At 43.3% G+C, this 24,820-nt stretch carries 20 protein-coding genes; 7 read left to right on the forward strand and 13 right to left on the reverse strand.

Annotated features, from left to right (window positions below):
- Window positions 1–64: 64 nt before the first annotated feature.
- Window positions 65–2,320 (reverse strand): DUF2791 family P-loop domain-containing protein, encoded by a 2,256-nt coding sequence (locus tag QXD64_00315; protein ID MEM3395760.1) that lies wholly within the window; start codon window positions 2,318–2,320, stop codon window positions 65–67.
- A gap of 11 nt (window positions 2,321–2,331) precedes the next feature.
- Window positions 2,332–3,234, reverse strand: coding sequence for a tetratricopeptide repeat protein (locus tag QXD64_00320; GenBank protein MEM3395761.1), 903 nt, complete (start codon window positions 3,232–3,234; stop codon window positions 2,332–2,334).
- A 167-nt stretch (window positions 3,235–3,401) separates the two neighbouring features.
- On the opposite strand from QXD64_00320, the gene QXD64_00325 reads away from it, so the two are divergent.
- Window positions 3,402–3,869, forward strand: coding sequence for a pyruvoyl-dependent arginine decarboxylase (locus QXD64_00325; GenBank protein ID MEM3395762.1), 468 nt, complete (start codon window positions 3,402–3,404; stop codon window positions 3,867–3,869).
- A 6-nt stretch (window positions 3,870–3,875) separates the two neighbouring features.
- A complete protein-coding gene (locus QXD64_00330) occupies window positions 3,876–4,757 on the forward strand; it encodes a hypothetical protein (protein MEM3395763.1) in 882 nt (293 codons plus the stop codon).
- Here the strand turns inward: QXD64_00330 and QXD64_00335 are convergent.
- Complete coding sequence (locus QXD64_00335; protein ID MEM3395764.1) at window positions 4,749–5,468, reverse strand: ATPase domain-containing protein; 720 nt, start codon at window positions 5,466–5,468, stop codon at window positions 4,749–4,751. The two genes, QXD64_00330 and QXD64_00335, sit on opposite strands and share 9 nt — an antisense overlap.
- Window positions 5,469–5,602: 134 nt before the next feature.
- Between QXD64_00335 and QXD64_00340 the strand changes: the two genes are divergently transcribed.
- Window positions 5,603–5,977, forward strand: a complete 375-nt coding sequence (locus QXD64_00340; GenBank protein MEM3395765.1) for a cyclophilin-like fold protein — start codon at window positions 5,603–5,605, stop codon at window positions 5,975–5,977.
- Window positions 5,946–6,440 (forward strand): KEOPS complex subunit Cgi121, encoded by a 495-nt coding sequence (cgi121, locus tag QXD64_00345; GenBank protein MEM3395766.1) that lies wholly within the window; start codon window positions 5,946–5,948, stop codon window positions 6,438–6,440. Before QXD64_00340 ends, cgi121 begins: the two co-directional genes overlap by 32 nt.
- On the opposite strand, the gene QXD64_00350 is transcribed toward cgi121, so the two are convergent.
- From QXD64_00350 to QXD64_00365, 4 genes are read right to left on the reverse strand one after another with little or no spacing between them, the layout of a single operon-like run.
- On the reverse strand, window positions 6,441–7,139 hold the full coding sequence (locus tag QXD64_00350; protein MEM3395767.1) for a TraB domain-containing protein: 699 nt from the start codon (window positions 7,137–7,139) through the stop codon (window positions 6,441–6,443). It lies immediately after the preceding gene.
- A 4-nt stretch (window positions 7,140–7,143) separates the two neighbouring features.
- Window positions 7,144–7,890 carry an RAD55 family ATPase gene (locus QXD64_00355; protein ID MEM3395768.1) on the reverse strand — a complete coding sequence of 249 codons (747 nt, stop codon included), beginning with the start codon at window positions 7,888–7,890 and terminating at the stop codon, window positions 7,144–7,146.
- A gap of 8 nt (window positions 7,891–7,898) precedes the next feature.
- Entirely contained in the window at window positions 7,899–8,471 is a 573-nt protein-coding gene (locus tag QXD64_00360) for an ATPase domain-containing protein (protein ID MEM3395769.1), read from the reverse strand.
- Entirely contained in the window at window positions 8,468–9,238 is a 771-nt protein-coding gene (locus QXD64_00365) for an ATPase domain-containing protein (protein ID MEM3395770.1), read from the reverse strand. Before QXD64_00365 ends, QXD64_00360 begins: the two co-directional genes overlap by 4 nt.
- A gap of 171 nt (window positions 9,239–9,409) precedes the next feature.
- Between QXD64_00365 and pdxS the strand changes: the two genes are divergently transcribed.
- The gene (pdxS, locus tag QXD64_00370) at window positions 9,410–10,417 is read left to right on the forward strand and encodes a pyridoxal 5'-phosphate synthase lyase subunit PdxS (protein ID MEM3395771.1); all 1,008 of its coding nucleotides are present in this window, start codon (window positions 9,410–9,412) and stop codon (window positions 10,415–10,417) included.
- Here pdxS and QXD64_00375 read toward each other — a convergent pair whose 3' ends face one another.
- From QXD64_00375 to QXD64_00395, 5 genes are read right to left on the reverse strand one after another with little or no spacing between them, the layout of a single operon-like run.
- Window positions 10,418–16,507 (reverse strand): M14 family zinc carboxypeptidase, encoded by a 6,090-nt coding sequence (locus QXD64_00375; GenBank protein ID MEM3395772.1) that lies wholly within the window; start codon window positions 16,505–16,507, stop codon window positions 10,418–10,420.
- A gap of 39 nt (window positions 16,508–16,546) precedes the next feature.
- Window positions 16,547–17,971 carry an SLC13 family permease gene (locus QXD64_00380; GenBank protein MEM3395773.1) on the reverse strand — a complete coding sequence of 475 codons (1,425 nt, stop codon included), beginning with the start codon at window positions 17,969–17,971 and terminating at the stop codon, window positions 16,547–16,549.
- 38 nt (window positions 17,972–18,009) lie between these two features.
- Complete coding sequence (locus QXD64_00385; GenBank protein ID MEM3395774.1) at window positions 18,010–18,768, reverse strand: creatininase family protein; 759 nt, start codon at window positions 18,766–18,768, stop codon at window positions 18,010–18,012.
- Window positions 18,768–19,784, reverse strand: coding sequence for an S-methyl-5-thioribose-1-phosphate isomerase (gene mtnA / locus QXD64_00390; GenBank protein ID MEM3395775.1), 1,017 nt, complete (start codon window positions 19,782–19,784; stop codon window positions 18,768–18,770). The genes QXD64_00385 and mtnA overlap by 1 nt, the downstream gene beginning before the upstream one ends.
- 9 nt (window positions 19,785–19,793) lie before the next feature.
- Window positions 19,794–20,816, reverse strand: a complete 1,023-nt coding sequence (locus QXD64_00395; protein MEM3395776.1) for an ATP-dependent 6-phosphofructokinase — start codon at window positions 20,814–20,816, stop codon at window positions 19,794–19,796.
- An 89-nt stretch (window positions 20,817–20,905) separates the two neighbouring features.
- Between QXD64_00395 and QXD64_00400 the strand changes: the two genes are divergently transcribed.
- Both QXD64_00400 and QXD64_00405 read left to right on the forward strand, forming a co-directional pair.
- Window positions 20,906–21,961 (forward strand): deoxyhypusine synthase family protein, encoded by a 1,056-nt coding sequence (locus QXD64_00400; GenBank protein MEM3395777.1) that lies wholly within the window; start codon window positions 20,906–20,908, stop codon window positions 21,959–21,961.
- Between the two features lie 36 nt (window positions 21,962–21,997).
- Window positions 21,998–23,944, forward strand: a complete 1,947-nt coding sequence (locus QXD64_00405; GenBank protein ID MEM3395778.1) for a molybdopterin-dependent oxidoreductase — start codon at window positions 21,998–22,000, stop codon at window positions 23,942–23,944.
- On the opposite strand, the gene QXD64_00410 is transcribed toward QXD64_00405, so the two are convergent.
- Window positions 23,941–24,798: a tyrosine-type recombinase/integrase gene (locus QXD64_00410; protein ID MEM3395779.1), complete on the reverse strand. Its 858-nt coding sequence runs from the start codon at window positions 24,796–24,798 to the stop codon at window positions 23,941–23,943. The genes QXD64_00405 and QXD64_00410 overlap by 4 nt on opposite strands.
- Window positions 24,799–24,820 lie beyond the last annotated feature (22 nt).

Below are 24,820 nucleotides of genomic sequence, written 5' to 3' on the forward strand. Positions count from 1 at the left end.
CTCTTTCCCTGCCCAATAAAGAAGGGAATATTTAATCTTTGAGATTGATGATTTGGCCTTTAATCTAAATTCTTCCAAGCTTCCCTTTGAGTTTTTTAACATAATAGCTGGCACCGATGGCCCCGAGAATTTCCAGGGCGCGGGCATAGTATCGTTCTGCTTTTTCCATTTCATTCATTGCCTCATAGGTTCTTCCAAGTTCCCAGAGTTCACGACCAAGTTCGTACTGCACTCCCAGTGCCTGATGAATCTCAAGTGCAAGCTCGAAGTATTCTATTGCGTTTAGATAATTTTTCAATTCTCGTTCTGCCCATCCTAGGACCCTGAATGCTCTCGCAGTTCCAAACCTATTTTTGTTCATTCTGCATGTCTCTACAAATGCATAACATCGCTTCTTTGCTTCATCTATTTTGCCCAACTTTATCAGTGCAAAACCGTGATTGGTCTCTACCCACTGCACAAAGCTCTCGTTCTCTGTTTTTTTTGCATACTCTAATGCTTCTATGAATTTTGCATCTGCTTTGGCAAAATCCTCTTTCTGTACATAGACCTCGCCCGCATTGCAGAGTGCTCTCCCCATGTCCAGGTAGTGCTTCCCTTTTTCAAAATTTTTGCATGCCATTGCATAATGCATCAACGCATCATCAAGGTTGCCTCTCATGTTGTACAGATTTCCAAGTTCCAAGAAAAGAATTCCATTTAACCATGTGTCATGAAGTTTCTGAGCAGTGCCAAGAGCTATGGAATATTCATCCAGCGCTTTCCGCCAGTTTCCGAGACGAAGGTAAATGTATCCACAGCCCCTATGGGCCATTGCAATTTCCATTTCATGTTTCGAGCCGATTGCAATTTCCAGGGCTTTCTCATAAAATTTCAGGGCTTCCCAGTAATCAGCACGAAGATTTGCCAAATTCCCAAGTTTCAGATGGAGTGACGCATGAAGCTTTGCATCAGTTTTAACTACTGGTTCTTCAATCAACCTGTTGTATATTTCACCTGCCCTTTCAAACTCGCCCAGTCCGTAATATATGTCTCCTATTCTACTCTTAACTTCAGCTTGCAAAAAGATGTTACCGATGTATGCTGCACACTTCTCTGCCATCTTTAGAAATTCCAATGTGCGTTCGAATGCATATTCTTCATAAGATAGCTCAGCGCTTCTCAGCAAATATCTAAGTGCAAGTTCGTAGTTTTCTCCGTGAAAATGATGGTATGCAAGTGCATAAATTTTTTCCTCACCTTCCCTGTATTTTCTAGATATGTATTCAGCAGCCATCTTATGTATATGGGCACGCACATCCTGTGGAAGTTGGGAATAGAGGTATGCCCGAATTACAGGAGTTTTAAACACATATTTATCTCCGACTTCTTCAATGACCTCAGAATTTATCAATTTTTCCAGAACATCTACGAGCTCTTCCTCGCTCTGATTGCACATCTTTGCCAAAAATCCCATTTCAAAGCTGAGTCCAATTACACTTGCAACTCTTGCCACTTCCAACTCTCGAGGGGATAATTTAGCGAGCTTGCTCTCAAATGATAGTTTAAGCTTTTCAGGTGCAATCAACCCAATTTCCCTATCTTTTTCCGCAGATAAATGTCTGCAGAGGTCCCGGATTAAGCCCGGATTGCCTCTGGAGTATGCATAAATTTGTTCTAGAGTAAGGCGATTTGCGTCTTTCAAATACTTTTTAGCAACAGTAATACTCTCCTCCTTTCCTAGAGTTCCCAGACGTATTCTTACACAGAGCTTCTCGGTATTTAGCATCGAAATCATTGTGACAATTCGCTCATTCTGATTTAGTTTTGCATCTTCTTGCGAATATGTGCACAATATCAGCAACCGTGACTGCTGCGCTTTCATTGTGAGATAGTGGAGCAGTCCCACACTTGATGCATCCATCCATTCGATGTTGTCAAAAAACAACACCAATCCTTCCGTGCTGACTGCTTCCACAAATGCATAAACCTTTTCGTAGAGAAAACTCTGCGCTGTACGCAAATCAGGGATGTCCAGAGTTCTAGTTCCGAGAAAGGGCGCAAGCCCGAGAGGCACAAATTCTGGGTGCAGGTTCCTTATGTCATCGAGCATCTGAATAAAGGTGGAATAGGGGCGTCCCATGTCATATCTCCGAGCGTCTGCACCGACGAAGAGAATTCCCTTTTCTCTGCAGTATTCCTCAAATTTTTCACAGAGGTAGGTTTTTCCAACTCCATGCTCTCCCTCTATTATAACTGTGTTGCCCCTTCCTTTTTGCATCTCCTCGAGTATCCTTACCAGTTGTCGGAATTCGTTCTCTCTACCTATCATTTCCTCCATAATTTCTCTTCTCACCGTATTACGAAGAACCACAAGGCAAGACCAAGGATAATCACGCTGATTATCAGGCCTATGACCAGAACTTGATTTACAGGATCATCAAAAAATTTAATTTTCTTTTCTTCTGGTTTCGGAATTTCATTAACAGCACTCATGCTTTCTAGATAAATTCGTAGGTCTTCCGTTGCACTCTTTTTATTCTCCTCTACATTTGGTGGGATTTCGTTTGGCTCTAATCTCTCATTTTTTTTTGAAATTTTTAAAACTTCCCCCTCTTTCTTAGAGGGGCTTATTACCTGCGGGATCTGGGTCCCCTCTGTTTCCTTCTCAGATTTTGCTTGGGTTGATTCCACTGGCGTGGATGCGGGAGTCGCTGGTGGAATTACAGTATGTTTCAACTCTCGCCTTAGAATGTGCACCAAGTTTGGGTCTGGTGGGTGTTCATCAAATATGAGCACACCACAGCATGGGCAGGAACTGGCGTTGAAATCCACCTTTGCACCACAAAGTGGACAGTGATAAATATCGCCAGATATGAGTGGAACAGCATCTTGAAAATCCTCGCTGGCGAACACAAAGCCACATACTTTGCATACTTGGTCTTCCCCTTTGATTTCCTTTCCGCATCTTGGACAAAGATTTGGAAGTGTAGTGTCCTTCGTCGCAGTCGCCACAACCTTCTTGTAGCACTCCACTGCCTTCTCCTTTTCCCCAATTTCCATGTAAACATCGCCAAGTGCATCCCAGGCCTCGAAATAATCTGGCTTTATGCTTGTTGCTGTTTGAAAAGCATTAATTGCCTTATCTATGTCTCCGATTGTGCTCAGCAACTTTCCCATTTCAAACCATAACACAGGATTATTTGGTTCTTTTTTGATTGCCTCTTCATACTCTTTTATTTTCTTTTCAATCATTCTTTCCATATATCCTCTTCTTGGATATAAAAATTTTTATTGGTTTATTTTTTGTTTGTTTGGTATGTTTGGAAGTTGCAGGGATTGCGAAATGGACAATCCCATTTTTCATGAAAATTCACAAAAAACTTTAAGTGCAGAGAAGTATTAACTTATTCCTGATAAATATGCTACCAATACCAACGAAATTTTTCGTAACATCTGGAAAGGCGATAAGCAAGGTATCGGACCTAAATGCGTTTGACTTAGCCCTTCTGCGTGCAGGCATCGGTGAGCAGAACTTGGTATCAGTTTCATCGATTCTACCAGTAGGCATAAAACAGGTGGAGAAACGAACACTGCCGATGGGTGCAATTACATACTGTGTGCTTGCCCAGCAGAGAGGTGGTGAGGGTGAAATGATTTCAGCGGGAATTGCATATGCATTTCGAAAGGACGGGCTTGGGGGCTATGTGGCAGAGGGGCACATGCACGGCACCCAAAAAAGTTTGAAAGAAGTGCTTCGCTGGAAAATGGAGGAAATGGCGAAGTTGAGGGGCGTAGAACTGGAGAAGATTAACTTCAAAACAGAAGAACTTGCAATTCCAATGGACCATTACGGCGTGTGCCTGGCAGCGTGTGTGTTTATATTCTGAGACAACATGAAGATTGGGATTCTCACATATGATGATGAGTGGGTGCAGGAATTAATCCATAAATTGAGTCTGCATTTAGAAAATGTAGAGATAAGGGTTATTGGAATTTCAGAAGTCGCCCTCTCCAAGCCCATTGAGTACGACATAATTCTAGACAGACAGTCCTACCTTGAACCGTATCTCAGATGTGCAATGAAGCATGCGGCCCTGCATGGAACCTATGTGATAAACAATCCTTTTTCTTGCTCGTTGGATGACAAATTTTTTTTCTATGGGATTGCTGAGAAGCTGGGAATGAAGGTGCCTAAGACCTTGATGCTCCCTCCATTTGATCCCGACTACGAGTTTGGACATGTGCTGCCACCGATATCGTGGGATTGGGTGAAGAAAGAGATAAGCTTTCCAGCGGTGTTAAAGCCTGTGAATGGATATGCCTGGCGGAATGTTTTCTTTGTCAATACCCTGGAGGACCTCGCAGAGATTTACAAACAAACTGATAATGAAACCATGATTTTGCAGGAAAAAGTTGCCTACGAAGAGTATGTGCGCGCGTTTGTAATTGGCAAGAAGCATGTATTGCCAGTTAAGTATGTGCCCAGCGAACGAAAGTATGTTTACACAAATAACTTTCTCTCACTAGAGATGCACCAAAGAATTGTAGAAATCTGCACAAAGTTAAACACTGTGCTCGACTATGACATCAACACAGTAGAGATAGGGATTGCAGGAGGGATTCCCTATCTCATTGATTTCTCGAATTATGTCCCAGAAATAAAAACCTATAATCTTCCTTCGGAGTATTATCGATGGATTGTTGATAAGATTGCAGAAATGATAGCAGAATATGCAAAAAATTGTGTAAAAAACAGAAACATGTTTTTATTCTAAGGGAATCTTTTCCTTGTGAATGACAATTCCTGTTTCGGTAATTTCATACATTAAGGGGTGTCTAGGGGTTTTTGTTGCCCGCAACTTTCTCACATACATCAGTTGGATTGGTCTTGTAGTGTAAGGGTCATGTTGGTAAGTGAGCCGTATAAATCCATGCATGGGTGCAGCGACAGCTCTTAGCACATTTGGCTCCACGGCTTCATCCATGATTAGAAGAGCAGTCAGTCGCTTTTCTCTAAAAGTGGTCATGATTTCAGTTGCGGTCTCCCGTGCCATCGTTGCATTCATTGGTAGGAAGTATGGTGTAATTGTGTCTATGACTACACAGTCCACACCCGACGGGATAGCACTAAGGAGGTCCCTAAAACTCTGGATGAGATAGTCGCCAGTTGGAGTCGCAAACGAGGCCTCTATTGCCCTGTGAAGTGAAGTATCCACCACTTTCAATTCGTTGCCCACATACTTATCTAGTGGCATTCCAACCAATGATGCCTGGAGTAAGATTGATTCAAGTGGTTCCTCTGTGGTCACTAACCCAACCTTATGACCGTCTTTGAGGGCTTTACTCATAAAATGGATTGAGAAAATGGTTTTGCCAGTGCCTGGCTCTCCACTTATTAGATAGCTTCGGTCCTTTACAAAACCCTCAATAATCGCATCGAGATCTGGTACACCTGTCGGCATCCGCTCAACATGAATTTTAGACATAATTTCACTCCTCGATAGAGAGAGTATAAAATGGGATAATATATAACTTGCCTCTATTTGGCAATCTTTGTTTCATTGCGTCTCTGTGGTGCCATGGGAAAATCCTTTTATCTATTGTGTTCATCTCGCATACTATGGCAAAATTCGTTATTGAGACAAGGAGCACCGGGTGTGTCGAAGCAGAGACCACAGGTGAGAATCCCAACACTGCGAGTAAAATCTTGGCAGCAATTCCATTCAAAGGTAAAGCAAGTTTCTGGGGCGATGAAATTTACTTCGAAATCCCAGTTGAAGCAAATTTAGAGAGTGGGCGAGTTTATGTGGAGGTAGGAGATATTGCCTACTGGCCAGAGGGTAAGTGCCTCTGCATCTTCTTTGGAAAAACTTTGAGTAGTGAGGATGAAAGACCAAAGGCATACTCCCCAGTAAATGTATTTGCGAAAATTCAGAAGCCAGAAATTTTTAAGAAGGTAAAAAATGGAGAAGAAATTGTTGTTAGAAGGCCTTGATTACGAAATTTTCGGGGCCGAAGGTAAGAGTAAGGACATAGTACCAAAGCTAAAGGAGATTTCACAAAGAATCATCGTTTTTGATGCTGACTGGGTTCTTGGTAGAGTTCACATTAAATTTGCCTTGTTCCATGCCCGGAGGGCCTTCGAAAAAAAAATTCATAAAGTAAATACTTTTGAAAATTGCGTTCTTCTTTATGTTGGTCTCTCCAGCCAAATTTATGAGGCGAGAAGAAATGCAGGTGTGAAGCCAGAAACTAGAAGGTTTGCGATCGTATCACCTCGAGACATTGAAAAGGTCCGAATCCTGAATGTTCTCGACCTTGAGGAGCGTGAGGAGGTAATTCAGTTTAGCGAGGCAAAAGCCAGGAGGGTTTTTTCACAAGAGGAGCTCGAGGCAACACCAATTGTGAAATGGCAATATCTAGTGCTTGAGAGAATGGCACTATTGAACCTACCATAACTACCATGTCCAGCTCCAGGTATAGTTTGTATTGTTTGTAGAAAGCAGTTGCTTAAGATGGATGATTCTATGGGGAAGATTTCTCTGGGAAAGTTTCTTTGAGATACCATCAATGTGACCCTCTCCCACAACGCAGACAATGTTTGTATATTCTTTTGCTAGCATTGAAATTCGCCAAGCCATGTAATCGTTTCTATCATCTATCAGAATTTTCTTGAGGGTTGGAAACTCTTTTCCAAACTCTTCAATTACCTTCGTTTCTGCTGTCATAAATTCCTCTATGCTCTTTTCTACCTTCTTCTTAGGTAAAAAAATTCCAAATAGAATGCTAGCAAGAAGTTTTCCACGTTCCACAAACGACATCTCTCGCCAGATTCTTTCAGCGATAGTAACTGCATCTATGTCTATAAATTCAAGTTTTGCGTTCAAGCTTCTCGCAGCATGTATTGCAGCGAGCATTTCCATACCTGGCTCAGTCTCAAATTTGTCAGCTATAATTTTCTGAAATACCGCAAGCATCTGATACATTACCGGCACATTTCTTCCCGCTACCTCTTTGCTTTGATTTGGCTGTAAAAGTGCTTTTGCTCTATCTTGGTCCAATTCTATACAAACAATTTCTGGTTCTGCAGCAGCAATTTCATGTCTTACCTTTTCACTTATGTCGAAAACATGTCCCACACCGATAAGCACTATCATAAACTTACTTCATCGGCTTTGCAACGAACCCCTTCTCTCCGATTTCAAGTAGTAAAGTTTCTCCCTTCTCAGGGTGATTCCTCACCTTTTTCACAAAAAGCTTGAGACGAGTTTCAAGCTGCGCCTTTTCCTTCTGGAGTTCCACCACGCAATCAGCAATCTCCTCGAGCCCACTCTGTGTTGCTCTATCGTAGACATCCTTTAACATTGTGATACAAACCACACCGCCATGATGCTGAGAATGTGCCTTAATCAATCGCATTGTTGAAAGCACGTCGCTTCTGTCATAAATTTCCATAAAAAAATCAATTGAGTCTATCACTATTCTAAATGGGGGTTTAAGCCGTGAAACTCTATAATTTGCAAGGGTTAGAAAGTTCGTAGCTCTCATTTTGCTTTCATCAAGAGTTATGTTTTTAACATCATTCACACCAATACCTTCCTGACGATATTTGCTGATCTCCAACTCCTTTGCAAGAATTTCTTCATAGTACATTGTAGCAATGTTAACTATTTGCATATCAGACTTCCACCCGAACTCATGCATGGTGTTGATTATATCTTCTGTTCTTTCTGTAGTAGTAATGTAAAGCACATTTTCTTTACCAATTCCTGCAGTTGCAAACTGTTTTGCGAAAAGCTCAGTGCCGCTGCCCGGCTCTCCCGAAACCAGCAGGGTGTACCCTTTTGGTAAACCCTTCAACAGCGCCTCATCCAGTCCTTCTATTCCCACACTTACAGTTTCTACCATCTCACCACCTATTTCACAATAATCGTATCATCGCAGACCAAGCTGAGCATGTTTGAGATTTCATCACTGTTCTTTTCCTCAACACCTAGTATGATAGTGAATACTCCCTTTGATTTAAGGTTGTTCACAAGAATGTGCAAGAACTCTGCCAGGATTCGATTGCCATTGTGAATTGCAAGAGTGTTGATTGAATCCAGAATCAGGAGTTTATTCTCATTTGCCAGCTTTTTCAGCAGAAACTCAATTTTCAGCAGTATGTTTTCAAGCATTGTTGGGCTCTCGATGTAAGTTGTTCGCTCCATCTGGGTGGAAACATTCATCATGATGTGGGAGATTGCATCTACGAAGTAGATGTTGCTTACGTCCACCTCAAACATTTCAAACAGGTTCTTGCAGAGATGGGAAGGAGTGGTAGTGGTGACATAGATACAGGTGTATCTCCTTTCAGGCATGAATTCCTTGAGCACGCCTGTAAGTGCCGCCACATAATTGTCCGCAAAGTTAGTTTCACCGATTTTCAGGGCTATTGAGGATCCATCAGGCATACTCTTCAGTCGTTCTGCTACTTCTGTGCTCTTCATTTTTCTGCCCCCATTCCACCCTTCAGCAGTGGCACAAGGAGAATGCCTATTGGTGTGAGGTCAAGCACATACTTTGCTCTCGAATGGCTCGTTCCTCTCATTTTCACAACTTGAAGGGTTCTTAACAGATCGCCCTTCCTTTCTAGATTTCCTAATATAATTATTCCGTCTGCAATTGCTTCTTCGACACCATACATTGAATACCGCTGTTCTGCTGGTGAAATTTCAGAAACAAGTAAGCTCGTGCAACCAAAGTCAGAAAGTGCCTTTCCTAACTTTAGAATAAACTCTCTAATTTTCTCCTCAGTTTTCAACTGGAAGCAAACAGAGGTAACAGAATCTATTACAAGCCGTTTAATCTGGAGTTCTCGCACAATCCCCGAAATTGCGCTCACAAGCATGTGGATTTCTTCAAATGTAAACTCAGTTTTTCGTAATCCAAGGCGTTCATAGAGTGCGGGCATGTCTATAAAAACAAGTAAGCCCTGCTCAATCAATCTGTCATCAAAGAACTCGTAAGGAATTAAGTTTGCAAGGAGCTTGGATGACGGCTCAGTAACTGAAATGAAGAGGCACTTTTCACCGCTTAGAGCTCCATGAACTAGAAATTCTAGAGAGAGTGTAGTTTTGCCAGTGCCACAGCTACCGGTGACAAGAATTGTGTTTCCTCTGGGTATCCCACCATTTAGAATGTTGTCCAGGCCTTCAATTCCGGTCTTGCATCTTTCCCTTTGAACCCCTTTCTTCTCAGCTAATACATCAGTCATTGCAATACCCAATAGTGTGAAAGGTTATATTAATTTTGCCTCACAAATATCAGATAAACCATCACCGCAGACCTCCCATTTTATCCTAGACCCTGATGTGCTTTGCAGATCTGACGGTCATCACCATAATCCCTATATACTCACATGAATATTGTATGCACAGGGATAGATATGCCGTTCCAGTTGAACATTGAAAATCTGATGCATGGCACAGAACTCGTGAAGAGAGGGTTTGCCAAGATGCAGAAGGGTGGAGTGATAATGGATGTGACAAATGCAGAGCAGGCGAGAATTGCAGAGGAAGCAGGTGCAGTCGCTGTTATGGCACTTGAGAGGGTGCCCGCAGACATCAGGGCAGAGGGTGGTGTTGCCAGAATGGCGGATGTGACAAAAATTCAGGAAATCATGGATGCGGTGAGCATCCCTGTGATGGCGAAGTGCAGAATTGGTCATATTGCTGAGGCAAAGGCACTTGAAGTGATTGGGGTTGACATGATAGACGAATCTGAGGTGCTTACTCCCGCAGACCCTTTTTACCATGTTGACAAGCGAAAATTCACTGTGCCATTTGTGTGTGGCTGCAGAAATTTAGGTGAGGCTGTGAGGCGAATCTGGGAAGGGGCTGCAATGATTCGCACCAAGGGTGAGGCAGGCACAGGTAATGTAATTGAAGCAGTGAGACACCAGCGGATGGTGATGGGAGCAATCAAAAAACTTGAAACACTGGATGAGAACGAGATTAGAAAACTTGCTGTTAGTTATGCCCAAAGTTATGTTAAAGCTGCACTTGAGTTTTTCCCAGACCAAAAGATTGATGAGAGCACACCTGTATTTTATGAGAATACCTATGGAGAGGTTGTGCAGGGTATTTTTGAACTTCTGAAGGAAATAAAGAGAATCCAGCGTCTTCCTGTTGTGAATTTTGCAGCTGGTGGAATTGCAACCCCTGCAGATGCAGCGTTGATGATGATGCTGGGTTCTGATGGAGTTTTTGTCGGTTCAGGCATCTTCAAGTCAGAAAATCCTGCAAAGAGGGCAAGGGCAATTGTAGAAGCAGTAACCAATTTTGATGACCCAAGTGTGATTGCCCAGAATTCAAAGGCACTGGGAGAGGCGATGAAGGGCATAGAAATTTCTACATTAACTGAGGAAAAAAGATTGCAGGAAAGGGGCTGGTAGTTAGAGAGGCACTGTTACATCTTGGGGCACATAGACCCAGTATCCCTTGCCAGGTAAAATTGTTGCTGATGAGGTGAGTGTGTAAGGCATACCAGCATCAAAAGTTTCAATTGTCGAGCCAGAGGGTAGGAGGGCAAGAAACTGTCCTGCTGTGATGCTCTTGTTGAGGTTGATGCCCACCATGTTCCAGCCCTGCTTCAAATAAAGTGTTGTGTTCCCAGTAATCTGGAATTCTGAGAGGGTGATGGCACAATTAATTGTGGCATTAATTGCAATTGCCATCGTTGAGTTTATTGTCGTGAGTGTGTTTGCAGATTGCCAGGGTACATACTTGAGCCATTTGTTGGTTCCTGGTGAGAAGTACCACACAATATTGTATTTGCCGTTGATCTGGCCAAGCACCTCTGTGATACTTTTCTCGCCTGAGACAGGCAGTGTGATAAAGTTAAGTCCCTTCTTCAGCTGCACTGTAAATTGACTTGCTTCCACGAAAAAGATTGTGGTCCTCTGGTTGTTAGATGGCAATTCATCTGTGCATGTGGAGACAGTAGCCACCACCTTGTAAGCTGAGGCGGTGAAAGGCATTGTGAAGCCCTGTGTAACTGAGGAGCCATAGGTGATACTAGGCAATGTGAAGTTCCTTGTCTCAAGGTAAGTTTCAGAGTTCAAGGAAATTGCCACAATTGAGATGTCGTCAATGTACCAGCCGTCGTAGGTGATGTAGTAATCAGAGGTGATTCTGAACCTGAGCTTTATGTTCTGCCCTGCATAGCTGGATAAATCGAAAGATGCCATTGTCCAGCTTGTTAGATTTCCAGTGTATTTTCCAAGCTGTTGCCAGGTGCTTCCATCTGTGCTTAATTCCACATATCCATAGTCATAGTTGTTCTCAAGATAATACTTGTGCCAGAAACTGAAATTTACGATTTGGGCATCTGCAGGAATTGAAATGAAGTTGTTGTAAGTGGCTGAGATGTTAATGCTGTTCTGGTAGTTACCAGATGGTGAATCTGTGAGCGCATAGGTGCCTGTGTGGGCAGTTGTGGTAAGTCCCCAGGGTGATTGGAGTGTCCAGCTGGTGGTACCACTCTCAAATGTCTCATTGAGAAGTTCAGTCCTTGTAGCGTTATAGGAATAGATGGCAAATGAGAGTAAACTGCTTCCACAGGTTTGGGCACCATAGTTTCGTACCACTGCAGAAATTTCACCAACACCTAATGGCTGGATACTTCCATTCTGAGGAGAGAGGTCATCAATTCCTATGTCATGCTGAACATTCAACCATGTAAGAATTCTTCGCATTATCTCATTCTTGTTTGTGGGCGTGTCACTACCTTCAAAATACTCGCAACCAAGATAGTACACCTTGTAAACGCCAGTATCAACACGGAGTGCTGCACCTTTGGTAGAGCCGTGATAATAGAAGGAAATAGTTGCACTGGCATCTGCAGATGCAATCACATCTGGATAGTTTCCATAGATTGCAATGTTTGTAAACCCATCTGAAACAGGGTCTCCCGAGATTCCATCAAGATATGCTATGGCTGCATTGTCTGAGATGTAGGAGGCATGTAGATAGTTCCGGTAGAATTGGTCTGAATCACTGGCAATATCATACCCAATGTCCTCGCCACTTATGAATAACCGTCCCCCAGCATCTAGGAAAGAGGCAAGTGCAGTTTTTTCACTACTATCGAGCGTAGTCATACCCTTGCAAATCCAAAGCACGGTCTGATAGTTTGTAAGGATTGAAATTGCATTTGCGGAAGTGGCAGTATCGTATGTAATCCCAAGAGAATTAAGTATTGTAGTGTAATAACTCAGGTAGCTTCCAGATGTGTCGTCCACAAGGAGAAGCGTAGGTTTTACCTGGGTTTGTGTGAGCACAGTTCTCACCCTTAAATTGTTGCCTTGAGAAGTTCCCACTACGGTGATGTTAGCCATTTCTAATGGCTGTGCACTTGTAGGTGCTGTTACTGTGAGATTTACAATTCTGCTCTCATTTGGCAAGAGAGTTACATTGTATGTGAGGGTCTCATTCTGCACTTTGAACCAGTAGAGTTGTTCTGGGGCATACTGGGGTAGTGTGGCTGTTGTGTTTGCATTCTTCGCTTCTATGTAATAGTAAATCGTTGTTCCCACGGGCTGTGCAGGTATGGTTCCAGTGTAGTTCTTACCATCCGTTGTGCTCATCTGGATTTCATTGAAATTGCCAGTTGTCTTCCAGTAAAGTTTGACAGAGGTGAGCGTGAGATTTGAGGTTATTGAAGAGTTCACTGTGTAACCGTTGTGAGTGTCCGATGTGTTCTGGAGTGGCGTGTGATGGATTGTTGGAGCTTCATAGTATAGGTCACTTGCTCTCTCGATAGCATAAAGTGCACCTTCAAGATTTGCCTGGCAAATTTGAGTTATGGCAGAGGCAGGTGGCTGGAAACTTGTGCCAAGTTCTATTGTGAATGGGAATGTGGGCTTGCCCCAGACATACTTTGAATACCCATAGGTCCAGTCATCAGTATCTCCTGTGGTTAGATAGGAGTCTCCGCTCTGCATTGGATCATAGGTCCCACTGCCAGATTGAGATGTAATTCTTGATGCAATCTCCTGGGCAATCTTTTTCTGGTAGGTTACATCAGGTGTTGTTAATACGGGGCTACCACCATGCTCCGGGGAGTAGGCGTAACCCCAGGGATAGTAAACAATCTCTCCGTAGCTATGATAGGAAATTGAGATTGCAAGCTGGTTGTTCTGGTTGTGCAAACTTGTTACAAAGTCCCTTACTGCCTGTGTCTCTGGCTCTGAAAATGCAGATGGGCCGCAATAGGTCTCACTTGAAGTTGTGTGGCTAGAGCCAGCACCACCCCAGGCACCATTTGGGTCTCCATTTTGCGAGCCATTGTAATTGCGGTTGAGGTCAACTCCGTAAGTTCCATCTCCATTATTTCGCCTGTTTTTTCTCCAGTCATGTCCTGCCTGGCAATATTCCAATCCATCAGGGTTAACAACTGGGATAATATAAATCTCCCTGTTGTTTACGAGGTATGTAGACCTCGGATCAATGTTATAGTTATCCACAAGATACTGGGCAAGGTAGAGCGGAACCTCTGCAGAAATCCACTCTCTGGCATGGTGCAAACCATAGAATGCAATGTCTGGCTCATCGGTTTCATTCACATTTACATTGTCAGAAATCTTAAGACACCAAATGTTCCTGCCTTCCCAGGTCGTGCCTATGCTCCACAGCTTTGCAATTGAGGAATAATTTGCAGCAATTCCCTGAAGAATTGAGGTAATCTCTGCGTAGGTGTGGTACCCGTTTACAGTTCTCAGTTTTGATGTTGTTGCAATTAACTTATTGTCGTTGAAATTTGCACTCCAGTTTGTCGGATTGTTTATTGTTAACTGAATTGTATCAGTGATTGTACCAGTGTTTTTTACAGTAATTGGATAGATGTGTGAGCCGCCTGCAGCCACAAAACTCGTGTTTTGGGCACAGGTAAGTTCAAAGTTGTAGCCCAGCACCGTTACACTGATGTTTCCTGTGTTGTTAAAATCAGTGAGTTCGGGAATTGCATAGAATGGGTCTGCAACCACATAGATTGTGTTTATGCCTGCATAACCAGTAGTGTCAAATGTTGTGGTGGCAGTTTTGCTGTTTCCTGCAGCAATATCACCCACATTCACCACTGAAAATGGAGTTCCTGTGAGTGAGTTCACATAAAATCCTACATCCACATTGGTTGCACTCCAGTTTACACCTACATTTGCGATTGTGGCGTTAATCGTGATAATCTGCCCTTCAGTCGGGCTGGCATTGGAGACGGAAATTGAAGTTACTGTAAGGTCTGGGAGATTCGTGTTTGTGGTTACAGTCACATTTACGGAAGCAAACAAAGAGTAGTCCTTTCCATCATAACTCCTTGCAAAAATTCTATGAACTCCTGGCTCAAGTTTACTTGCGTCAAGCGAATAGCTCCAGGATGTGGTGCCTGTTGCATTCTGCCAGTCCTCTCTATCGACCTTTACCTGCACATACTGGACCGTACCACTATCTCCGTTATCGTCTGCGGTGCCTGTTACACTAACTACTCCAGTTTGATAGACAACACTGCCTTCCGTCGGTGAGGTAATGCTCACATGCGGTTCTACATTTGGCACATTTGTACCAGCAATGAACGCTTTCAAAAACTCATCCCAGGAGGTTTCTCTCGGGTACATCAGCGTATCAAACTCACTGCTATAAGATGTGCTGATGTAACACTTCAGCCCATGGGCATTTGGAGCGTAGGAATTGTGGCCTTCCCACATAACCGCTTTTGATGGGTTTGGTGTAAGGGCATTCTTCAGAGCAACGGCTGCAGCGTAAATCTCCGGGTCGCTTGATTGGGGAATCTGTCCAATGAGTAAGTCCACAAAATGGTAGAAGTCCCTGTCAAAACCATAGCCAACACTCGCCTGGAATCCCTGGGCATTGCTCCTTGCATAATCTATCTGGCTCTTGAAATCGCCAGCACGGTGTCTCAACTTCTGGGCTAAATTGTTTGCAAGAGGCACTACTTCATAATCAAACAGGGTGTTGTTTAAAACGCTCAATGTATCCAGCTGAGATGTTGCATACTCTCTCACATATTCGTCCCAGGCATGATAGGCAAATTCTTCCACTGTCATATTTGGATAGTCCTTCAGCCACTTAAATGTCTTGTCATAGGGCCAGCCATCACCCCCGATGCTATCTTCAGAGTTTATAGTGTAGTTTGTGAACGCCTTTGCCTGGTATGCAACAGCTTCGGAAGCCATTAAACACTCATCTCCTGTCCAGATATCCCAGAGCACTTTCCTACCCGTAAGATTTCTGAGCATCTCAAGTTCCTGACGGAACTCAGACATCTCCTGATTGTCCCCGTTTGTGTCGTCCCAGCACTGCCCTGTCCATGAACCACCATGGTTCCAGAAATCAAATAATGTATATTTTGCAGGGAAATTTGTAAACACGAATTTTGCAAAGTCCACAACTGTGTTGACAGCTCCCATGTTGAGCTCATTTCCCCATGAGGAATTTACCTGGTTCAAAGGGATAGTGGGAGATGTGATTGTGCCAGTATTGCTGTCCTGCTCTATGTAATACAAACATGAGTCACCATTACTAGCACCATCAAAAAGCACCACAATATTCAACCAATCCTGCGACCCCACAGTTTCCATTTCGTTCACATCATCGCTACCATAACTTGCAAGGTTGTTGTCTCCATCGAGAAACACGACAAGCGTCCAGTTTTTCATTGGCAGAGGTAAAGGAGGTACTGGCTTCTCATTTTTCGGGTCCTCGGGCTTGTTTGCAGGTTTGAGAGTGATTTCGCCACTGTCAATTCTCCCATTGGCGTTTAAAATATGGTCACCTTTGTCCTCAATCCAGCTCAGCCATAGCCCGTAGTCTACCCTGAAGGAAAGGTTTGTTGGTAGAAACTCTGTTTCCCAGAATCTTATCTCCTCCCAGAATTTTGTCTCCTTGCTCTGGTAAATGTGGACACCCTTTCCCATCTCGTTTTTACCGCTCACAGCAGCATAAAAAATTCCGTTGTAGTAAGCAAGAGAAACATTTCTTCCCTGAATTCCAAGTGGAAACATTGTAGGTTGACTTTCGTCTGGAAATACTGTGAGCCATACCTCACCGAGGTTTCCAATGGTAGCTGCGATTATGTTGCCGTCTGCAGAAAGCACCGCAGGTCTGGAATATCCTAACCACACCGGTTTTCCAAATCTTTTGCCTTCGAACCAAGTAATGTAGGACTTGATACTTCTGCTGGTTGCATCTTCCCATACAAAACCAAACTTGCCAGGTAGATGAACTGGGAGAAGAGAGGAGGCATGTTCTCCAAATTTATAGTTGACTCCTTCATCACCAATCTGATACTTTATTCTCCCTTCCTCTATCCATACTTTCACATTCTGGCCATTCTCAGTGAAAAATAGTATATTGCTGGGTTCGTAGCTTGCTGACGCAAAGATGGAATCGCTTCCTACAGTAGATGGGTAGAGCGGTAAAAGCACTGCAGAGAGCACCAAACCAACAAAGATTCTCCATTTAGAGTTCATGAGGGAATATGGTTCTTTTCCTATATATTACTAACGGAATTATCTTGGGAAGAGATACACATGGAACAAAATCGTAAGCAGCATTGCAAGGAGTGTCTGGAGAACTGCTACGATAATACCTGGCTTTAACCACTGCCAGAATGTAATTGTCAGATTTCTCTCCTTCTGCACCTTATCCACAGCAATCACATTTGCAGAGCTGCCAATGATTGTGAGGTTGCCCATGTAACACGAACCAAACAGAATTGCCCACCACAGTGGAAATGTGTTGAAAGGAAGTGTGCTCACCACACTTGCTAGAGTGGCAACTGCAAGCACATTCGCCATGAACGCAGAGATTATGCCAGAGAGCCAGATAAATATTGCAATATTCAGGGTCATGTCGCCCCCTGTTACATTTGTTATTGCTTCGCCAATTCTGGTTGTGATATTTGCATACTCAAGTGCGCCAACAGATGCAAAGAAGAAGATGAAGAACACGAGCGTGGGCCACTCAATTCTTTTTTCAATGACTTCTATTGAGTTTCCTCTTCCATAGGCAAGGGAAATTGCAGCAGCGAATATTGGCACGCCTAGAAGTAGTGAGTTTGGCTGGAGGTGGAGGATTTCCTCAAGTGGATGATGGAGCATCAAGCCAAGAATTGTGAGGAGAAATACAGCTAAAGGCACCCACATCTCTCTATGCGTGAGAAATTTCTTGTAGAAGTCCTTTGCTTTGGTAAGCTTCCTACTTATCTGGTAGTCCTGTCGCATCTTTCTATCCATCTCATGAATTTCCTTCCGATAATACAGCATCAACAATCCGATTGTGAAGAAGAGAACAAGCAATCCTGTCGGGAGCGCCCACATCAGGAAGTCAATGAAGCTGAGCTTTCCCTCAAATGCAATCAGCACACCCACTGGGTTACCGATAAGTGTGAATGTGCTTCCCACATTTGTTGCAAACACTACCGATAGAATGTATGGTACAGGAGAGACATTATATTTTTTTGTCACTTTCAGAACCATCGTGGTCATAAAAAGAACAGAGGTAACTTCATCCACGATTGCTGCAAAGCAGGCGGACATGATGAGCAGCCCAGCAAAAAACAACTTCGCATTTTTTCCAAACTTGCTCAAGAAAAGTGAAAGCAGAACTTCAAAGAAGCCCCTGTCCTCAAGGAATGCAACCACAATCATCATTCCCAGCAAAAAAGCAATCACATCAAATCTTGCATACCTTATGAATGCATCAATACTCAATATGTTCAGGAAAAACATGATGCCTATTGTTAAAAGAAGAATGGGTATTCTATGCTGCCAGAAAATCACAACACTTGCAAGCATTGTAAAAAAGAGAATAAAAGTAATGCCCATCACTGGATTTTCTGGTGTCAGGAATTTGAAGTAAACTGAGAGAATTGTGACTATTATAAGGATGTCCGCGAACGCAATGAGTTTCAAATGTTCAATGTTGCGATGCATCTGTCAGGAGGATAGAGTGGGCTTATAAGAGAGTTTTGTTACTGTAAGCGATTAAGCTCCTCAATTAAATTCACCAGCCCTCCAATCATTGCCTCCCACATCTCTTTCCCTTTCTCTTTGCTTGCCTTCTCTGGATTGCCCAGCACCCCATTGCTCGAGACCGCATCCATAAACGGGAAATAAATGGCTTTCTCGGAAGCACCGAACTCGAGGAATCTCGAGGGGAATTTTATCTTTCCCTCCTTTGCTTTTTCAAGTTGCACAAGGGCTTTGCGATTGTAAAGCGAGGTGGAGGTTTCGTATTCGCCAGCATGCACATCGTTTCTGCCTTTAAACAACCTCTTCCTTGTTATCTCTGCAAGCCCTCCATTGTCCAGCACAAATAAAACATCCTCAAACTGGTAGCTCAGTTTCTGGAGTGCACAGCAGAGTGCGTGGGCATTTCCACCATGGCCATTAACCACCACAATTTTTTTCGCACCATGCCTCACAAGAGAAGTGCAGACATCCACAACAACAGCAATTAGTGTTTCTGGCTGTACCGTTATCGTACCTTTATAGTGCATATGATGGAGAGAAACACCATAATAAATTGGTGGGAGCACAATGGGCTTTGGTTTCTTGCAGCGCTTTGCTGCCTCAACACAAAGATAGTTTGCATCAAAAGCATCTGTATCTAGAGGGAGATGAGGCCCATGCTGCTCAACACTTCCCACTGGCAACAGAAAAACGGTTTTTGGATTAAATTTTTCTCTCGCTTCCTCTCTCGTCATCTCTCCGAGAAGAATCTTATCCATCATCTTCTCCTCCACTTCTCTTTCAACGCAAAAATTTGAGATGGTTTGAATATTCCAAATGCGGTAATAAATCCAGTTACATACCTTGAGGGTGTGACATCAAATGCAGGATTGAGTGCCTTGCTATTTTCTGGCGTTATTCTTGTCTTGCCTACAAAATGCACTTCTTCCTCGCTCCGCATCTCCACCTTAATCTGGCTTCCTGTTTTAAGATTGAAATCAAAAGTGCTCAGCGGTGCAGCTACATAAAATGGGATACCATTCTCTTTGGCTACAACTGCCTTTTCGTAGGTGCCTATCTTGTTTGCAAAATCCCCGTTTGCTGTGATTCTATCTGCACCAGTCAGGACAAGGTCAACCTCTCCTTTTGCCATGTAGTAGCCAGCAGCATTGTCAGCAATCACAGCATGCTCAATTCCTTCATTTTCAAGCTCCCAGGCAGTCAGCTTTGCTCCCTGCAATCTCGGCCTCGTTTCGTCCACAAACACGAAAAAATTTTTTCCCTTCCGCTTAGCCATTCTCAAGGGGGCAAGTGCTGTGCCCCAATCTATGGTAGCAAGAGCACCGGCATTGCAATGCGTAAGCACCTTTGCACCCTCAAAAATCAGTTTTTCACCAACCTCTCCAATCTTTCTGCATTCCTCAACAATCTGGTTGCAGTATTCAGCAGCCACCTTTGCTGGCTCCTTCCCACGCTCTATTTCCGCTACACAAAAATCAACAGCATAAAAAAGGTCATGCGCTGTAGGTCTCTGGCTCTTGATTTTTTCTGCCACTTCCCTCAGGTTCCTCCCCTGCATTTTTGCTTGAGCGACTCCAAATGCTGCAGCAACACCTATCGCAGGTGCACCTCTCACCACCATCTCTTTTATAGCAAAACAGAGTTCCTCTGTATTCTGCGCTCTAAACCACTCAAGTTTCTCTGGCAGATGACGCTGGTCAATCATTACAATCTCCGAATTTTCCATCCACACAGAGGTTATTTCTTTCGTCTCATTTTCTATTTTTACAAGCATGCTCTGCCTTTACCTGTAAAACACCTTTGTTAGTTTTACCCACTCCTCGCTTACCTTCTTGTTTTTTGCCACTGCATCTTCAAGTTTAACTTCCACAATCTGATTGCCTCTCAACGACGCCATCATCCCTGCTTTTCCTTCGTGTAACATCTCTACCGCTTTCACGCCGAGTCGAAGTGCCAGCATTCTGTCAAACACAGTTGGGGGACCACCACGCTGGATATGTCCAATAACTGCATACCTCGTCTCAAAGCCCGTGTTTTTCTCAATTTGGGAAGCGATATAAGACCCCACACCTTTTTCTTTCAAAAGCTCATGTCCAAATCCATCTGCCTTTGCCTCTGCCCCTTTCATGCCTGGGATTTCAATACCTTCAGAGACCACAACGAGTCCATAGCCCTTTCTTGCATACACTGTTTTCAGCACCTGGTACATTTTCTCAAGGTCCACTTTTTCTTCAGGAATCAAAATGTAGTCGGCCCCTCCAGCAAGCCCGGTGAAAAGTGCAACCCAGCCAGCATGTCTCCCCATGACCTCAAGCACCATAACCCGGCAGTGTGACTTTGCAGTATCCCTCAGCTTTTCCAGTGCGTCAACAGCAATGCTTACTGATGTATCGAACCCAAATGTGTAGTCCGTCTCGGAAATGTCGTTATCCATTGTCTTGGGTACTCCTACAACTGGAAAACCCTCTTTCGTGAGTTTCATTGCAGCAGTAAGTGTGTCGTCGCCACCAATTGCCACAAGTGCTTCAAGTCTCATCTTTTTTATGTTGTCCAGCATCTTTTTCTTATCTTCCTCTTTTTTGAACGGATTGGTTCTCGTGCTCCCAAGTATTGTTCCTCCTTTTCCCATAATTTCATCCACATCTTCCAATTTCAGGGGGGCTGAAAGCCCTTCAACCATTCCAAGCCAGCCCTTCTTGATTCCAATCACTTCGTCGCCATACTCCGCTGCTTTGAACACCACACCTCTGATTGCCGGGTTTAACCCAGGGCAATCTCCGCCACCTGTTAGAACGCCTATCCTCATGGTCCCACAGAGCAAGAGATATTTGGTGGGGTAATAAATTTTTTGGGAAGTTTAAAATAGAATGAGAAAATCTCGGTGCTGGTGATAGCATGATGGACAAGAAACTGAGGAAACGAATTCTCAGCAAGCCAGTGGAAATGATTGACCTTGAAAAAAGTAAGACAGTGCTTGAGCTGGTGGAGGCATACAAAAATGCATCAATTCAGGCAAGGAACATTGGCAAATGCATGGAAGTTTATGAAAACATGCTTCTTGATAAAGATAGACCAACTGTTATAATGGGGTTAAGTGGTGCGTTGATTGCAGGAGGTATGAGAAAGGTAATTGCAGACATGATAAAATACGGTATTGTGGATGTTGTGGTTTCCACAGGTGCAATCCTCTATCAAGATATTTATCAAGCAAGGGGCCACAAACACTATGTTGGCTCTCCAGATATGGATGATACGAAACTGCGGGACTTTTACATTGACAGAATTTATGACACCCTTGTGGATGAACTTAAATTTGAAGAAACAGACAGATACATTGGGAAAATTACGGAGCGGCTTGAACCAAGGGACTACTCCAGCAGGGAATTTCTTGAATTTCTGGCAGGAGAAATTGAGGATGAGAATTCAATTCTTTACAATGCCAGAAAATACGGCGTCCCTGTTTTCTCCCCGGCAATAAATGATTCCTCAATAGGCATAGGGCTTACCATTTACTACCATAAGCACAGAGGCAAACCCCATGCTTACATCCACTCAATAAGGGATAACTACGAACTCACCCAGATAATCCTGAAATCCAAAAAGACGGGTGTGATTTATATTGGCGGTGGTGTGCCTAAGAACTGGATAAACGATGCAGAAGTTATGGCGAGCTATGTGTTCAATCCAAAGATTCAGGGTCACACCTATGCCTTCCAGATAACAACAGCAACACCAATAGACGGTGGTTTGAGTGGAAGCACTCTGCATGAGGCACAATCCTGGGGTAAAATTTCTAAGAAGGCAACGAAGGCAACTGCCTATGTGGAAACCACTGTAGCACTGCCTCTGATTGTTGGAGCAATTCTTGAAAAGGGTGTCTGGAAGGGAAGGCAACGGCTTAAATTCGTGTGGAAAAAAGACATTCTGGAGAAGATTGAGAAGGTAGATTAACAAAGTTTTTATTTGTGGTTGCAATCTGCATATCAAATGCCACTAAGAACAGTTTGTGCCAGGGACTGCTATGACAGCTGTTTGATGGAGGTTCACTTAGAAGACGGGAAAATAAAGAAAGTTTCAGGCCTAAAGACCCATCCCTTTACCAAGGGATTTCTATGTCCAAAGGCGTATTCCTACCCCAAATACCAGTATTCCGAAAAACGGATTCTTTATCCTATGAAACGCACGGGTAAAAAGGGAGAGGGAAAATTTGAGAGATGTAGTTGGAGCGAAGCCCTGAAAATGATTAGAGAAAATATAGAATCAATTTCGGCTGAATTCTCACCGCTTTCAATCCTGGTTTACGATTATGCTGGGCACATGGGTTTTCTTAATAGGTATTTTCCTTATAGGTTCTTCAATAAGATCAATGCCTCTTTTCTGGACCACACGCTCTGTGATGTGGCTGGTGCTGCAGGTCTCCAACTGCATTTTGGGACCACTTGTGGAGTATCTCCATTGCAGATTGAAAATGCAAAGCTAATTGTGGTCTGGGGTGCAAATTTATACAACACTTCACTTCATGCATACAACAAGGTCCTAAAGGCAAGGGGGAAAGGGGCAATTGTTACGGTAATTGATCCCATCAGAAACAAACTTGCAGAAAATGCAGATATTTATTTTCAAATTAAGCCAGGTACAGATGCGTTTCTCGCTTACGCGCTCATAAAAATTATGATAAAGAGCCAGGTATTGGATTATGACTTTATCAACAATCTTACAGTAGGGTTTGAAGAATTGAAGGCAGTGGCGGAAACGGTCAATTTAGAGAATGTAGAGAAAATTACTGGGATATCGTTAGAAAAATTGAGTGATTTTGCAGGTTTACTTGCAACACTCAAACCTCAGATATTCATAATTGGTTATGGAATGCAACGCAGGGCGCTTGGAGGAAATGCGGTAAGGACAATTTCAATGCTACCTGTTCTTACAGGAAGTATTGCAGGTAATGGGGGCATCATTTATAGCAACACCACACCACCTGTAGACATTACGAAGTTCACAGGAAAGCATCTAAGAAAGGTGGAGGAGCGGAAGTTTAACATGGTCGAAATTGGAAAGCTACTTGCAAATTCTCGGCTAAATCCACCTATAAAAATGATTTTTGTTTACAACTCAAACCCCTGTGCCACTCTACCAAACCAGAAACTTGTGCAGAAGGGATTCGAGAGAGAGGATTTGTTCACAGTAGTCCACGACCTTTTCCTTACAGAAACCGCGATGTATGCGGACCTTCTTCTGCCCGCAAAATCAATGTTTGAATTTGATGACGTTGTTTTCAGCTATTTCTTTCCCTCAGTAGCGAAACAAAATAAGGTTGTGGAGCCAGATGGAGAGCCCCTCTCGAATTTAGAACTTGCAAGAGAGCTTGCCAAAGCAATGAATTTTCAGGACCCGGAGCTTCTGGAGAATGACGAGCAACTCATGGCATCAGTTCTTGAATTTTTGCCTGAGAAAGCAAGGAGTGAGTTTGTAAAGGAGGGATATATCATCTTGGAAATGAACCCTGCAATCACTGGCTTTCCTACAAAAACAGGCAAGATTGAGATTGCCTCAACAAATGCATGGAGAACTGGTGCACCGAAAGTTCCACTTCCAATTTACGAGAGAAACGAGGATTTTTGGCTTCTTACTCCTCTCAACAGAAACACAATTCATACTCAGTTCACCCATGCAGAACCGGAATCGATAAATACGGTATATTTGAATCCTGAAGATGCGGATAAGCTAGAGGTCTCAAATGGGGATTGTGTAGTTCTTGAAAGTCCTAATGGGAAACTCGAGAGAATGGTGGAGATCTGGGAGGCAATCCCTGCAGGGACTGTTTTGTTCTACTTTGATAAGAGCGTAAATCTTCTTACCACGGATGAAAAGGCAGACCTAGGAGGAGGTAGCGCCTACAATTCCACGGTGGTAAAGATAAAAAAGAAGGTTTAATAGGTTGGTTTAGTCCTCTGATACATTTTCTTCAAATTTTCATTGTCTAAGTGTGTATAAATCTGGGTGGTGCTTACACTTGCATGCCCTAGAAGCGTCTGGATGAATCTTATGTCTGCACCATGGTTAAGCAGTGTTGTGGCCAGCGTATGACGAAGCACATGTGGAGTAACTTTTTTCAAAATTCCAGCTTTTTTCCCATACTTTTTTACGAGTCGCTCCACTGAAAGCGGTGAAATTGGATGATTCTTTCTGGATATAAAGACCTTGGTGGTTTTCGTCTCCATTCTATAACGCACTGCAAGATAGTTTTTGAGTGCCTGGGCAGTTCCCTCCTCCAGAACTACGATTCTATCTTTATCACCTTTCCCGCTTCTCACATGTATTATTCCTTCTGCAAAATCTATGTCCTCTATCTCAAGATTGCAGAGTTCGCCCACACGTAAGCCGGTGTAGGCAAGGGTCCTAAGAATTGCATAATCCCTCAAATCTTCTTTAGCACTTTCAATCAGTGCATGGGTTTCTTCTTCGTTAAGGTATTTTGGTAGTTGCAGTGAACGTTTAGGTGCAGAAATTTCCTCAATTTTGATGCCTTTGGATTTTAGGAAGGCCTGGATTGCCTTAATAGCTATGTAAATTGAATTTTTTGCATACTGTTTTTCAATTGCCAGGTATTGTTTGAACCGTTCTATATCTTCTGCAGTAATTTTTTCTGGCTCCTTGTCTACAAATTTGAGAAAGTGGAGGAGGAAATGCGAGTATTGTTTGACAGTGTATTTGCTTCTCTTGTCTCCTGCCAGGTGTTCTCTGAACTCTTCAACAATTTTTTCAAGCTTGTTTGGAGGAAGCTGCATCAGTACAATGAAGTATAACTCG

Source organism: Thermoplasmata archaeon, assembly GCA_038874435.1.
GTDB lineage: Archaea > Thermoplasmatota > Thermoplasmata > Lutacidiplasmatales > SKW197 > SKW197.

Coding starts and splice junctions, on each gene's coding strand:
- QXD64_00315 (MEM3395760.1), bottom strand. CDS start 2,320: ATGGAGGAAATGATAGGTAGAGAGAACGAATTCCGACAACTGGTAAGG.
- QXD64_00320 (MEM3395761.1), bottom strand. CDS start 3,234: ATGATTGAAAAGAAAATAAAAGAGTATGAAGAGGCAATCAAAAAAGAA.
- QXD64_00325 (MEM3395762.1), top strand. CDS start 3,402: ATGCTACCAATACCAACGAAATTTTTCGTAACATCTGGAAAGGCGATA.
- QXD64_00330 (MEM3395763.1), top strand. CDS start 3,876: ATGAAGATTGGGATTCTCACATATGATGATGAGTGGGTGCAGGAATTA.
- QXD64_00335 (MEM3395764.1), bottom strand. CDS start 5,468: ATGTCTAAAATTCATGTTGAGCGGATGCCGACAGGTGTACCAGATCTC.
- QXD64_00340 (MEM3395765.1), top strand. CDS start 5,603: ATGGCAAAATTCGTTATTGAGACAAGGAGCACCGGGTGTGTCGAAGCA.
- cgi121 (MEM3395766.1), top strand. CDS start 5,946: ATGGAGAAGAAATTGTTGTTAGAAGGCCTTGATTACGAAATTTTCGGG.
- QXD64_00350 (MEM3395767.1), bottom strand. CDS start 7,139: ATGATAGTGCTTATCGGTGTGGGACATGTTTTCGACATAAGTGAAAAG.
- QXD64_00355 (MEM3395768.1), bottom strand. CDS start 7,890: ATGGTAGAAACTGTAAGTGTGGGAATAGAAGGACTGGATGAGGCGCTG.
- QXD64_00360 (MEM3395769.1), bottom strand. CDS start 8,471: ATGAAGAGCACAGAAGTAGCAGAACGACTGAAGAGTATGCCTGATGGA.
- QXD64_00365 (MEM3395770.1), bottom strand. CDS start 9,238: ATGACTGATGTATTAGCTGAGAAGAAAGGGGTTCAAAGGGAAAGATGC.
- pdxS (MEM3395771.1), top strand. CDS start 9,410: ATGCCGTTCCAGTTGAACATTGAAAATCTGATGCATGGCACAGAACTC.
- QXD64_00375 (MEM3395772.1), bottom strand. CDS start 16,507: ATGAACTCTAAATGGAGAATCTTTGTTGGTTTGGTGCTCTCTGCAGTG.
- QXD64_00380 (MEM3395773.1), bottom strand. CDS start 17,971: ATGCATCGCAACATTGAACATTTGAAACTCATTGCGTTCGCGGACATC.
- QXD64_00385 (MEM3395774.1), bottom strand. CDS start 18,768: ATGGATAAGATTCTTCTCGGAGAGATGACGAGAGAGGAAGCGAGAGAA.
- mtnA (MEM3395775.1), bottom strand. CDS start 19,784: ATGCTTGTAAAAATAGAAAATGAGACGAAAGAAATAACCTCTGTGTGG.
- QXD64_00395 (MEM3395776.1), bottom strand. CDS start 20,816: ATGAGGATAGGCGTTCTAACAGGTGGCGGAGATTGCCCTGGGTTAAAC.
- QXD64_00400 (MEM3395777.1), top strand. CDS start 20,906: ATGATGGACAAGAAACTGAGGAAACGAATTCTCAGCAAGCCAGTGGAA.
- QXD64_00405 (MEM3395778.1), top strand. CDS start 21,998: ATGCCACTAAGAACAGTTTGTGCCAGGGACTGCTATGACAGCTGTTTG.
- QXD64_00410 (MEM3395779.1), bottom strand. CDS start 24,798: ATGCAGCTTCCTCCAAACAAGCTTGAAAAAATTGTTGAAGAGTTCAGA.